Source organism: Polynucleobacter sp. MWH-Creno-3A4 (genome assembly GCF_018881885.1).
Classification (GTDB): domain Bacteria; phylum Pseudomonadota; class Gammaproteobacteria; order Burkholderiales; family Burkholderiaceae; genus Polynucleobacter.
In genome coordinates this window covers 840,553-853,033 of sequence record NZ_JACXSA010000001.1, presented here as the reverse complement: position 1 = coordinate 853,033, position 12,481 = coordinate 840,553, and the positions used below count along the sequence as shown (strand labels likewise).

14 protein-coding genes are annotated in these 12,481 nt (G+C 46.2%); 9 read left to right on the top strand and 5 right to left on the bottom strand.

The genetic code is table 11. From position 1 onward, the window contains the following. The first annotated feature begins 28 nt into the window (after positions 1 to 28). Positions 29 to 1,222, top strand: a complete 1,194-nt coding sequence (locus IEN92_RS04340; RefSeq protein WP_216160898.1) for a M20 aminoacylase family protein — start codon at positions 29 to 31, stop codon at positions 1,220 to 1,222. A gap of 7 nt (positions 1,223 to 1,229) precedes the next feature. Here IEN92_RS04340 and IEN92_RS04335 read toward each other — a convergent pair whose 3' ends face one another. The 3 genes from IEN92_RS04335 to apaG form a co-directional block, all read right to left on the bottom strand. Beyond that, entirely contained in the window at positions 1,230 to 2,006 is a 777-nt protein-coding gene (locus IEN92_RS04335; protein WP_216160895.1) for an enoyl-CoA hydratase, read from the bottom strand. Positions 2,007 to 2,034: 28 nt separating this feature from the next. Then, a complete protein-coding gene (locus tag IEN92_RS04330) occupies positions 2,035 to 3,165 on the bottom strand; it encodes a murein transglycosylase A (RefSeq protein ID WP_216160893.1) in 1,131 nt (376 codons plus the stop codon). A 125-nt stretch (positions 3,166 to 3,290) separates the two neighbouring features. Next, positions 3,291 to 3,665 (bottom strand): Co2+/Mg2+ efflux protein ApaG, encoded by a 375-nt coding sequence (gene apaG, locus IEN92_RS04325; protein WP_216160891.1) that lies wholly within the window; start codon positions 3,663 to 3,665, stop codon positions 3,291 to 3,293. A gap of 49 nt (positions 3,666 to 3,714) precedes the next feature. Here apaG and rpe point away from each other — a divergent pair, with 49 nt between their 5' ends. From rpe to trpC, 5 genes are read left to right on the top strand one after another with little or no spacing between them, the layout of a single operon-like run. Then, entirely contained in the window at positions 3,715 to 4,440 is a 726-nt protein-coding gene (gene rpe / locus IEN92_RS04320; protein WP_215374876.1) for a ribulose-phosphate 3-epimerase, read from the top strand. After that, on the top strand, positions 4,440 to 5,945 hold the full coding sequence (gene trpE, locus IEN92_RS04315; RefSeq protein ID WP_216160889.1) for an anthranilate synthase component I: 1,506 nt from the start codon (positions 4,440 to 4,442) through the stop codon (positions 5,943 to 5,945). Before rpe ends, trpE begins: the two co-directional genes overlap by 1 nt. Beyond that, the gene (locus IEN92_RS04310) at positions 5,929 to 6,495 is read left to right on the top strand and encodes an aminodeoxychorismate/anthranilate synthase component II (RefSeq protein ID WP_215374870.1); all 567 of its coding nucleotides are present in this window, start codon (positions 5,929 to 5,931) and stop codon (positions 6,493 to 6,495) included. Before trpE ends, IEN92_RS04310 begins: the two co-directional genes overlap by 17 nt. A gap of 7 nt (positions 6,496 to 6,502) precedes the next feature. Then, a complete protein-coding gene (gene trpD / locus IEN92_RS04305; RefSeq protein ID WP_216160886.1) occupies positions 6,503 to 7,528 on the top strand; it encodes an anthranilate phosphoribosyltransferase in 1,026 nt (341 codons plus the stop codon). Between the two features lie 6 nt (positions 7,529 to 7,534). Beyond that, on the top strand, positions 7,535 to 8,338 hold the full coding sequence (trpC, locus tag IEN92_RS04300) for an indole-3-glycerol phosphate synthase TrpC (protein ID WP_215374864.1): 804 nt from the start codon (positions 7,535 to 7,537) through the stop codon (positions 8,336 to 8,338). Here trpC and IEN92_RS04295 read toward each other — a convergent pair. Then, entirely contained in the window at positions 8,319 to 8,888 is a 570-nt protein-coding gene (locus IEN92_RS04295; protein WP_216160883.1) for a hypothetical protein, read from the bottom strand. The two genes, trpC and IEN92_RS04295, sit on opposite strands and share 20 nt — an antisense overlap. A 123-nt stretch (positions 8,889 to 9,011) precedes the next feature. Between IEN92_RS04295 and IEN92_RS04290 the strand changes: the two genes are divergently transcribed. After that, a complete protein-coding gene (locus IEN92_RS04290) occupies positions 9,012 to 9,362 on the top strand; it encodes a hypothetical protein (protein ID WP_216160880.1) in 351 nt (116 codons plus the stop codon). On the opposite strand, the gene ychF is transcribed toward IEN92_RS04290, so the two are convergent. Next, a complete protein-coding gene (gene ychF, locus IEN92_RS04285) occupies positions 9,363 to 10,457 on the bottom strand; it encodes a redox-regulated ATPase YchF (protein ID WP_215374855.1) in 1,095 nt (364 codons plus the stop codon). 40 nt (positions 10,458 to 10,497) lie between these two features. Between ychF and IEN92_RS04280 the strand changes: the two genes are divergently transcribed. Both IEN92_RS04280 and IEN92_RS04275 read left to right on the top strand, forming a co-directional pair. Then, entirely contained in the window at positions 10,498 to 11,772 is a 1,275-nt protein-coding gene (locus IEN92_RS04280) for an FAD-dependent monooxygenase (protein ID WP_216160877.1), read from the top strand. Further along, positions 11,765 to 12,481 carry a DsbC family protein gene (locus IEN92_RS04275; RefSeq protein ID WP_216160875.1) on the top strand — a complete coding sequence of 239 codons (717 nt, stop codon included), beginning with the start codon at positions 11,765 to 11,767 and terminating at the stop codon, positions 12,479 to 12,481. The genes IEN92_RS04280 and IEN92_RS04275 overlap by 8 nt, the downstream gene beginning before the upstream one ends.

Here is a 12,481-nt window from a genome sequence, read left to right as displayed (position 1 = left end):
CGGAATGACTTTCAGATAAGATGAAGGCATGCATTTACTCCCTGAAATCCTGGATTCTGCAGAATCTATCCAAGACATTCGTCGCAATATTCATGCTCATCCAGAATTGCGTTTCGAAGAGAACCGCACGGCTGATCTCGTAGCTGAAGCACTATCAAGCTGGGGTATATCCGTTTACCGCGGTATGGGGAAAACTGGTGTCGTGGGTCGCTTAGATGGCGACTTAGGCCCGGGCAAGATGATTGGTTTGCGCGCTGATATGGATGCGCTGCCCTTACAAGAGCACAATAATTTTGCACACGCATCCCGCAATGTTGGAAAGATGCATGCTTGTGGACATGATGGTCACACTGCAATGCTTTTGGGTGCTGCGCAATATCTTTCTAATCACCGAGACTTCAAGGGGAGCATCATTTTTATTTTCCAACCCGCCGAAGAAGGTGGTGCTGGTGCAAATGAAATGATCAAAGATGGACTCTTTAAGCAATTTCCTTGCGATGCTGTCTTTGGTTTGCATAACTGGCCGGGCTTAGCCGCAGGTCACTTTGGCGTGACAGCAGGCCCCATGATGGCCTCAAGCAATTCTTTTGAAATTACTATCACCGGCAAAGGTGGTCACGCCGCACTTCCTCACAATAGTGCCGACCCAGTGCTCACTGGCGCACAAGTAGTACTAGCATTACAGAGCATCATCACCCGTAACAAGCGCCCTGTTGATGCCGCAGTGCTATCAGTGACGCAATTTCATGCGGGCGAGACTAGCAATGTGATCCCGGATAGCGCCTTCATTGGCGGCACGATTAGAACCTTTACGCTTGAAGTACTCGACTTAATGGAAGAGCGCTTGCGAGAAATTTCCCATAATGTTGCGACCGCATTCGATTGCCAGGCAGAAATTATCTTTTCTCGAAACTATCCACCACTAATCAATCATGAGGCTGAAGTCGAATTTGCCAGTGAAGTGATGAGCGAATTAGTGGGCAAGCAAAATGTCGATACAGCAATTGACCCCACTATGGGCGCAGAAGATTTTGCATTTATGTTGCTTGAAAAGCCTGGATGCTACGTGTTTCTGGGTAATGGTGATGGGGATCACCGCTCTGTAGGGCATGGCATGGGACCATGCCATCTACACAATCCCTCTTATGACTTCAATGACGCTTTGATTCCGATCGGCGTGAGCTATTGGGTCAAACTAGCTCAGCGCTATCTAGAAAAATAATCCAAGCTTAAGAATTGGTAAATTTCGCAGGGCGTTTTTCCATGAATGCTGCCATTCCCTCTTTTTGATCATTCGTTCCAAAGCAAGCATGGAATAAACGACGCTCAAAATGGATTCCTTCGGAGAGAGTTGTTTCATAAGCTGTATTCACAGCCTCTTTCACCATCATCGCAGTTAGCAAAGGCATGTCAGCAATCTCTTTGGCGATGGCTTTAACTTCTTTTAATAGTTCAGCTTTAGGAAATACTCTCGCTACTAAACCTGAGCGCTCAGCCTCTGCAGCATCCATCATGCGACCAGTTAAAGCCAAATCCATGGCTTTCGCTTTAGAGATCGCACGTGGTAAACGTTGTGTCCCGCCAGCCCCTGGAATAATGCCAAGCTTTACTTCTGGCTGGGCAAACTTGGCATTATCTGCTGCCATGATTGTGTCGCACATCATGGCCAACTCACAGCCCCCACCAAGCGCATAACCAGAGACGGCTGCAATTACCGGTTTACGAATTTTTCGAATGGTTTCCCAATTACGGGTAATGAAATCATCACGATAAACATCCTTTAAACCATACTTCGCCATGGATGCAATATCTGCGCCAGCAGCAAATGCTTTTTCACTACCAGTCACAATGATGCAACCAATATTGTCATCTGCATCAAAACTCAGCAATGCCGCGCCAAGCTCGTCCATTAATTGATCATTTAGCGCATTGAGAACCTCGGGGCGATTTAAGGTAACCATGGCAACCTTGCCCTCTACTTCTGTCAAAATTGTTTTGTAGCTCATCAATTTCTTTCTATTTAAGATCCATTAATTAACGCGGTAACAATAACCACATCTTGCCATTTTGTTTCATACGGCCAGCAATTTCTCCAGCAGACTCCCCAGAACCCCAATAATAGTCAGCTCTAACGCCCCCGACAATGGCCTTACCTGTATCTTGCGCCATGACTAATTTTTGCAAGGTCTGATTACTTAAAGGTTTTGTAGTGGATAAGAATACAGGCGCCCCTAATGGCATCGCTTGCAAATCTACTGCTATGCTACGCTCGCTAGTTAAAGGAACGCCTAGCGCGCCTATGGGACCTAAATTCTCATCCATGCTACTTGGCAACTCTTTAAAGAACACAAAGCGAGGGTTGGCATTGAGCATTTCATTGACACGATCTGGGTTGCGTTTAGCCCATTGAGAAATGCCTTGCATTGTTGCTTCACTGCGCGTAATTTCCTTGCGATCTAGTAACCACTGCGCTGAAGATTTGAAGGGCTGCTCATTGGTTCCTGCAAACCCCAATCTCATGATGCGGCCATCTGGTAAGCGAATCTTTCCAGACCCCTGAATTTGCAAAGAGGCTGCTGCTACTGGGTCTTGAACCCAAGCAATTTCTGAACCCTGAAGAATCCCTGAGCTCATCAGCTCTGTACGGGTTGGGCCAGGATTTGGTCGAGATTTTTTCCAGGCATTGGGATAGGCATATAGCGGGACGGTATAAGTACTTGTACGAGTTTGAGAACCCTCCATTAAAGGCTCGTAGTAGCCTGTAATTAAACCGGTTTCACTTCCAGCGCTATTGCGAATTTCATAAGCCTGAAAATTGCTTTCGAAATATTGACGGATAGCTCGCGTATCACGACTAGCTACATTAGTAGTCTGGGAGCACACCTGCCGCCAATTCACTTCGCCACCACGCTTACGTAGGGCGTCGCAACTTCTGAGCCATGCAGGCCAAGCTTGCAATAGATCATCTTCCTGCCACCCCGGCACAGCCTGCCATGAAACTGCACTAAAGGTCGCAATCGAAGAACTGTAAGTGCTTGGGGGACCACCCGATCCGCCGGAGCGATAACCCGTTCCACGAGTCGGGGGTGTTGAACAGCCAGCGATCAAGGCAGCAATCAAAATTGCGAATACACTTGCTGGAAATAATTTACATTTAGAAATCATGATTGCCAATTTACTCGATGAATACCCCATGCTGCTTTTTGTGATTGAAGGCGCTATTGCCTTGGGGCTCTTATTATTTATTGTCCTTTGGACTGGCAAGGGCAAAAAATAGTTTTTATACGCTGCTAATGTAGCGTGCGAGGCATCACAAGGGCAAATTCAGGAATGGGTGCCTGAAAAAACTGTGCCTCTTCCGTTACGCAAAAATACTCTCCACGCATCGTTCCAGCTGGTGTTGGCAATGTTGCCCAACTGGTGTACTCAAATTGCTCTCCACCCCGCAATAAAGGCTGCTGCCCAACCACACCCAAGCCACGAACCTCTTGGACATCGTTATCACCATCGGTAATGAGCCAATGGCGGGCAATTAACTGAATACTGGCTGTTCCAGTATTTCGGATAGTGACCGTATAGGCAAAGGAAAATTGGCGGTTATCGGGGTCAGATTGCTCAGGAAGGTACTGGGCTTTGACCGTAATACTCATTTCATGGGGATTCATGATCGAATTCTGCTCCATCCCAAGGCCAACTGCAAGCTAGAATCTAGGGATGGAAAGCCAAAATTCATCCTTAAATAGCCAATTTGTTATAGCCCCATCCATTTTGTCGGCGGATTTTGCCTGCCTAGGCAAAGAGGTCCAAGACGTTTTGCTGGCTGGTGCCGATTGGATTCACTTTGATGTGATGGATAACCATTACGTTCCCAATTTGACTATTGGTCCATTAGTTTGCGAGGCTATCCGCCCACATGCTACTAAAAATGGCAAACCCGCTGTGATCGATGTGCATTTAATGATTGAACCTGTAGATCGCATCGTTCCTGATTTTGCAAAAGCGGGAGCAAATTTAATTAGCTTTCATCCTGAGGCCAGTCCTCATGTAAATCGCACACTGAACCTTATTCGTGATCAAGGTTGCCAAGCGGGTCTTGTATTAAATCCCGCAACTCCACTTGATCATTTAGATCACACTTTGGAATTACTTGACCTAGTGCTTCTGATGTCAGTCAACCCTGGCTTTGGCGGGCAATCATTTATTCCGAGTACCCTTCATAAGATCGCACAAGTGCGCGAACGTCTCGACCGCTATCAAGCTGAAACTGGACGCCACATTCGTCTTGAAGTCGATGGTGGCATTAAGGTGGATAACATTGGCCAAGTTGCACAAGCAGGTGCAGATACTTTTGTTGCAGGCTCTGCAATTTTTGGTAAAGAGAATTACGCAAAAGTCATTGAAGCGATGCACTCAGAATTAGGTAAGTTAGGAAAAGCCTAATGCAGCTTGAAGAATTTAATGCCTTAGCCCAACAGGGCTTCAATCGCATTCCTCTAGTCAAAGAAGTGCTTGCCGATTTAGAAACACCTCTATCGCTCTACGTCAAGCTCAGCCTGGCCTTTGGGACAAAAAATACTTATCTACTAGAGTCAGTTTTGGGTGGCGAGCGCTTTGGTCGCTTCTCTTTTATTGGTCTACCTGCAAGAACCATCCTCAGAACAGTTGGTACGCCAATAGCACCTCTGAACGAAGTACTTACCGATGGAAAAGTGGTTGAGAGTAATACTGATAATCCACTGGATTTTGTTGATGCCTATTTCAAGCGTTTTAAAGTTGCTCTTCAACCAGGCTTGCCCCGTTTTTGCGGTGGTCTTGCTGGCTACTTTGGTTACGATACCGTTCGCTATATTGAAGCACGCTTAGCTACACATGCTTTACCTGACGAACTGGGTGTTCCTGATATCCAATTGATGTTGACTGAAGAACTTGCAGTGATCGACAACGTGGCTGGCAAAATTTATTTGATTGTCTATGCGGACCCTAGTATTGCTGATAGTTTTGACAAGGCGCAGCAGCGCTTAAAAGAATTGCTTGCCTGTCTCGGTAAGCAAACCAATATGCCAGCATCATTGCCAAGCACCAAAACAGAATTGCTTCGCAAATTTAAGGCGGCTGATTTTGAAGATGCAGTCCGCAAAACCAAAGAATATATTTTGGCTGGCGACTGCATGCAAGTGGTCATTGGTCAACGCATTAGTAAACCCTTTACTGAGTCCCCATTGGCTTTATACAGAGCACTTCGCTCCCTAAATCCCTCGCCCTATATGTATTTCTATGACTTTGGAGATATGCAGATTGTGGGCTCCTCCCCAGAAATTTTGGTACGACAAGAAAAGCGTGCTGCAGAAAAGATTGTGACCATTCGTCCTTTAGCTGGAACACGCCCACGGGGTGCCAACCCTGAAGAAGATGAACGTCTTGCTAAAGAGCTCTTAGCCGACCCTAAGGAAATCGCTGAGCACGTGATGCTGATTGACCTTGCCCGTAATGATGTTGGCAGAATCGCAAAAACTGGCTCAGTAAAAGTCACGGATTCCATGTCAATTGAGAAGTACTCCCACGTACAACATATTGTGAGCTCGGTAGAGGGTGATCTTCTCGATAATATGAGCAATATGGACGTGTTACGAGCAACCTTCCCTGCGGGGACACTCTCCGGCGCACCAAAAATTCGTGCCATGGAAATCATTGATGAGATGGAAATTGTAAAGCGCGGAGTTTATGGTGGTGCAGTAGGCTATCTTTCTTTCTCGGGAGATATGGATGTAGCGATTGCTATTCGTACTGGTGTGATTCGTAACGGTATGCTGCATTCCCAAGCTGGTGCTGGCGTAGTCGCGGACTCCGATCCTACTGCTGAGTGGAAAGAAACTGAAGCTAAAGCACGCGCAGTTTTGACTGCCGCAGAACTAGTACAAGGAGGACTTGATGCTCCTAATGATTGATAACTACGATTCATTTACCTATAACCTTGTGCAGTATTTTGCTGAGCTAGGAGAAGAGGTGAAAGTCTTTCGTAATGATGAAATTGCAGTGGATGAGATTGCGAAACTCAATCCTGCCAGAATCTGTATCTCCCCTGGACCGTGCAGCCCAGCTGAGGCAGGTATCTCAGTGGAGACCATCAAACGCTATGCAGGACAGATACCAATTTTGGGAGTATGTCTTGGTCATCAAGCTATTGGTGAAGCCTTTGGCGGCAAAGTCATTCGTGCTCAAAAAGTGATGCATGGTAAGACTGACTTTATTCATCACACTGGTGTGGGTGTTTTCCAAAACCTGCCTGATCCATTCAAGGTCACTCGCTATCATTCACTGGCCATTGAGAAAAGCTCTTTGCCGGCTATGTTGGAAGTAACAGCTACCTCTTCTGATGGCGAGATTATGGGAGTGCGTCACCGTGAACTTGCAGTGGAAGGCGTGCAATTTCACCCTGAATCTATTCTTTCTGAGCATGGCCATGCCCTGCTAAAGAATTTTTTACAAACTAAATAAACGTCCGATGCCTATTACTCCACAAGAAGCATTACAACGCTGCATTGAACATCGTGAACTGTTTCATGACGAGATGACCGCCATGATGCGGCTCATCATGAGTGGCGAAATGCCACCTGAGCTTGTGGCTGGACTATTAGTAGCCTTACGCACAAAAAAAGAAACCGTTGGAGAAATCGCTGCTGCTGCACAAGTCATGCGGGAATTTGCTACTCCTGTGCATATTGGTGATCGCACTCACCTAGTTGATGTTGTGGGCACTGGTGGCGATGGCGCACATACCTTCAATATTTCGACTGCAGCCATGTTTGTGGCGGCAGCGGCTGGAGCAAAAATTGCAAAACACGGTAACCGGAGTGTCAGCAGTAAATCTGGCAGTGCCGATGTTCTGGAAGCTTTGGGGGTAAATCTCAATCTCTCTGCAGAACAAGTTGCCAAATGCATCGCCACAGTGGGAGCTGGCTTCATGTTTGCCCCCAACCATCATCCCGCCATGAAAAATGTAGTGCCTATTCGTAAGCAGTTGGGCGTTCGCACGATTTTCAACATCTTGGGGCCTCTTACTAACCCCGCAGATGCGAAACGTATTCTGATGGGCGTATTTCATCCAGATCTTGTTGGCATTCAAGCGCGGGTATTGCAAGCTCTGGGTATGGAGCATGCATTAGTGGTCTATGGTCGCGACGGTTTAGATGAGATCTCTCTTGAGGGCCCCACACTTGTTGGTGAGCTCAAAGATGGAGTAGTACGCGAATATGAAATTCAACCAAAAGATTTTGGACTCAGCACCGCGCCTACCATAAGCTTCAAAGTTGCCAACGCTGAAGAATCCAAGAATATTGTTTTAGATGTAATCGATAACAAGCCTAGCGCAGCAAGCGATATTGTCTGCTTGAACGCCGGCGCCACCCTCTATGTCGCTGGGGTCGCTAAAGATATTGGCTCAGGAGTCGCAATGGCCAAAGCAGCAATTGCATCCGGCGCAGCCCGTCAGAAGTTAGACGAATTTATTGCTGCAACCCAATCTAAATAATTTCCTATGAGCGATATTCTCAACAAAATTGTTGCAACCAAGAAGATTGAGATTGCAAACATCTCAAAGCAAATTTCACTAGCTAATCAACGTGATCTCGCGCAGTCAAATAATCAAGATGCTTTGCTGAAGCCCCGCGGCTTTATCGACGCCATCAACAATAAGATTGCACAAGGCAAAGCGGGCGTCATTACTGAGATTAAAAAAGCAAGCCCTAGTAAAGGGATTTTGCGAGAGCACTTCAAACCAGCAGAAATTGCCCAATCTTATGAAAAATATGGCGCGGCCTGCTTATCCGTACTGACGGATATCGACTACTTTCAAGGTTGCAATGCCTACCTAAAAGAGGCGAGATCTGCTTGCGGCATTCCCGTGCTGCGCAAGGATTTCACCATCGATCCCTATCAAATCTATGAGGCTCGTGCGATTGGTGCAGATGCTATTTTGTTAATCGTCGCCTGCCTGGAGCTCAACCAGATGAAAGAGCTCGAAGCGTGTGCCCACGAATTAGGTCTCGACGTTTTAGTTGAAGTTCATAATGCTCCAGAGCTAGAGCAGGCCCTAGAACTCAAAACATCTTTAGTGGGAATCAATAATCGCAACCTGAAGACCTTTGATGTCACTCTAGAAACTACTCTCTCACTTTTATCTATGGTTCCAAGTAATAAGACCTTGGTAACTGAATCCGGGATATTGAATCGTGCTGACGTACAACGAATGCGTGACAACCACATCAATGCATTCTTAGTTGGCGAGGCCTTTATGCGTGCGCCAGATCCAGGCATCGCTCTTAATGAGCTGTTTTCATAAACCTCTTCAAGCTATCTAAGCAGTATTTAATCAATGCAATGAGCAGTATTGAACCCAATACATCGCCAATAAACATCACCAAAAAGTGATTGAGGCTACCAGCATCTTCAAAGCCTGAGAGAGTGAACCACACTTGATGTGCCCCAGCGCTCAAGGCGGCATATACCAAAATACAACCCAGTAACTTTGGCATATTGAGGTCGCTTAAGTCGGGTGCCAGCTGAATATTCCTGATTACTAGAACCCTGGCAAGGTAAGGGGCAAATCCAGAGATCAGGCCAATGCCGATGCACACACTCAAATCATGCGGGAAGTCGCCATAGTAGCTAATTAAGAATGAGCTTAGAGCAATGCCAATAGCCCCCGGCAGGCCAAAAATCAGCGTTAAAAACAAGCGAAGGCCAGCAGGCAAATAAATCCAATTGACACCAAGACTAAAAGTGAGCTCACTGGTAAGCCAGTTATTGAAATAGAAAAGAGATGCGTAAGTCAGGGCGCTGATGGCAAACCCAAAAAACGTCTCAGAAAAAATTGCTGAAATTTTAGACATTGCTTTAATTATCAACCTATTCATTTGCGCAACACATCTCATCAGCGAAGAGCCTTATTAGGGAATATACTAGCTGTAACCCAAGTTTTATTGCACAACAAGAAAATTAACCTTCGAGACATTATGGCAACCAATAAGCCGCTTTCTTATCTTCGCTTTCTCAATTTGATCGATGCCTTAGATCGAATGAACCCCGGCAAAAAATTAGATGGTATTGAAGAAAACTTGCTAGATAAGATTGTTAACTGTGCACATACAAAAGAATCTATCTTGGTAGGTGATTTAATTGCCCTCTCAGAGCTTGGTTCTCAAGCAACATTACATGGTCGCCTGAAAAATCTCAGCGCTATGGGTTATATCAAGATGGTTGCAAACGCTGATGGGCGCAAGAAAGAGGTCGTGCCTACCAAATTAGCCCTGAAACGCTATGAAGAAATCTCTAAATGTCTTGAGAAAGCAATTAAAGCTGCTTAATTAAACATTAAATAAGAAGTTCAGTACGTCTCCATCTTTAACGACGTATTCCTTACCCTCAGCGCGCATCTTGCCAGCCTCTTTAGCGCCTGATTCACCCTTAAACTGAATGAAGTCTTCATAGGCAATCGTTTGTGCTCGGATAAATCCACGCTCGAAGTCCGTATGAATTACACCAGCTGCTTGTGGAGCTGTATCACCCTGGTGAATAGTCCAAGCGCGAACTTCTTTAACCCCAGCAGTAAAGTAAGTCTGCAAGCCCAATAAAGAATAGCCCGCACGAATCACGCGGTCTAAGCCAGGCTCTTCCATACCTAAGTCAGCCAAAAACTCTGTTTTATCAGCATCATCTAAATCTGCAATCTCTGCTTCAATCGCTGCACAGACAGCAACGACTGGGGCCTTTTCTTTTGCAGCGTGCTGCTTTACTGCCTCAAGATGCGGATTATTAGTGAAGCCGTCTTCTTTGACGTTAGCGACGTACATTGCTGGCTTTGCAGTAATTAAACACAAAGGTTTAATTAGGAGGAGCTCCTCCTCGCTCAAATTTAGGCTGCGCACTGGCAGTGCTGAATCGAGATGGGCTTGCACCTTGGTCAGAACGGCAACTAAAGCAGCAGCCTCTTTATCATTACCCGACTTAGCTGCTTTAGTAGAACGGCTAAGCGTTTTCTCCACAGTAGCTAAATCGGAGAGAGCCAACTCGGTGTCAATGACGCCGATATCAGCAATAGGATCCACTTTGCCAGCCACGTGAATAACATTCGCATCCTCAAAACAGCGCACCACATGAGTAATTGCATCTGTTTCGCGAATATTGGCTAAAAATTGATTTCCGAGGCCTTCACCCTTAGAAGCTCCCGCCACTAAGCCCGCAATATCGACAAATTCCACGGCGGCAGGCAAAACGCGCTCGGGCTTGACGATCTCGGCTAAGGCAGCAAGACGGGGGTCAGGAACCTCAACTACGCCCACATTAGGCTCAATCGTGCAGAAAGGATAGTTTTCCGCTGCGATTCCAGCCTTGGTAAGCGCATTAAAGAGGGTAGATTTGCCGACGTTAGGCAGGCCGACGATGCCACATTTCAAAGACATGGGCTTATTGTAAAGGGGCTGGTTTCGATATCATCGAGTTATGTCAGAAGCTCACCAAAACAAGCCCTCCAAATCCTCTACCCATTCGGCCAAAAAGCGCTCTGCGGATGTCGTTGTTATTGGCGGAGGCATTGTGGGCAAGGCCTGTGCCCTCGGGTTAGCCCAAATAGGTTTACAAACCATCGAGATCGCCCCAGATCTCGAGCAGGCCATTACAAGCCCCCAAGGCTCTCAATGGGGCCAAAGAATCTATGCTTTTTCACCAAGCACTCAAAAACTGCTCGCCCATCTACAAATTTGGGATGCGCTAGATCACACCCGCATGCAAGCAGTACGGGATATGCGCATCTTTGGCGATCGTGGCGAATTGCAAGATCAACTCCACCTTTCTGCATTCGAAGCTGGAACACCACAACTTGCCTGGATCGGTGAATCTAATTTAATTGAACACACCCTTGATCAAGCGTCCCGCTTCCAAAATAAATTGGAGCGAATTAACGATGCTGTCGACAGAATAGATGTTGATGCAGATGGAAGTACGCTGCATTTAAAAAATGGTGAGTCTATTCATGCGCAATTAGTGATTGCTGCCGATGGCGCCAACTCACCTATTCGAGCATCGCTTGGCATTACTACGAGCGAAGAGAGTTATTCACAAAGTGCAGTTGTTGCCAATTGGATTTGTACATACCCCCACTTAGAAACCGCTTATCAATGGTTCTTGCCAGGTGGCGATATTGTCGCAATGCTGCCTTTACCTGGCAAACAAATATCTATGGTGTGGTCTACCTCACCTGAGCATGCCGCCGACTTATTAAAGCTGAATCAAGCCCAATGGCAAGAGCGTTTTAGCTTAATTGCCAAGGGCGCTATTCTGAAGCAATTAGGAGATCTCACGCTGAATTCAACCCCCGCAGGATTTCCATTAAGAAAGATTCGTGCAGAGCGCTTTATCGGCCCCGAATCTACTCCCAAGGTTGTTCTCATTGGGGACGCTGCCCATGTGATGCATCCCCTAGCGGGGCAAGGCTTGAACTTGGGCTTACGGGATGTTGCGGTGCTTCTCAACATTCTGGGAAAACGTGAATCTTTTCGGTCACCCAGTGATACGGTATTACTCCGCCGCTATGAGCGTCAAAGACAGGGTGATACAAGTGCACTACTTTGGGTTACCGATAAGCTAAAGAAATTATTTTCTGCTAGTAGCAATACAGAGCGCCATCTACGTAATTGGGGCCTTGGTCTTGTGAACAAAAGCCACTTCATCAAACAGCGTCTCATTGAGCGCGCCCTCGGAGAAATTGATTTTGATTAAATTGTTATCTGTATTGAGTATTTTTCTTGCTACCCTACTTTGCTCTGGATTTGCCAATGCGCAAGCTGAACAGCAGATCAAAACAGAGATACAGAAAAAGTTAGGGACAAACACAAAAGTGAGAAGTGTCACTAGCTCGCCAGTGACAGGTTTATATGAAGTTTTGGTGGGAAATGAGATTTTTTATACAGACGCGTCTGGTAAATACCTGATCCAAGGCGAGATCATTGAGTTATCTAGCGGTAAAAATATTACCGAGCAAAGGCAATCTGATTTGAATCGTATTAAGTGGGCCGATTTGAATCAAGCCAACGCCATCAAAAACGTCCGAGGCAATGGCAGTCGTCAACTGGCAGTCTTTTCTGATCCCAATTGTGGCTACTGCAAACGCCTAGAGAAATCTTTACAGCAATTGGATAACGTCACAATTTATACCTATCTGATTCCGATCTTATCTGCAGATTCAGCCCAGAAATCAAAGCAAATTTGGTGCTCCGCAGATCCCTATAAGTCTTACATTGATTGGATGGTCAATGGAGTAGGTCCAAGTGGCAAAACGGATTGCAGTACACCCCTTGATAAAAATCTAGCCTTTGCGAAAACCTATGGGATTACTGGCACACCAACGCTATTTTTTGCCGACGGCAGTCGTTTTCCTGGTGCAGTTCAAATCGCCGATATTGAAAAGAAATTGGGCTCCCTTAAATAA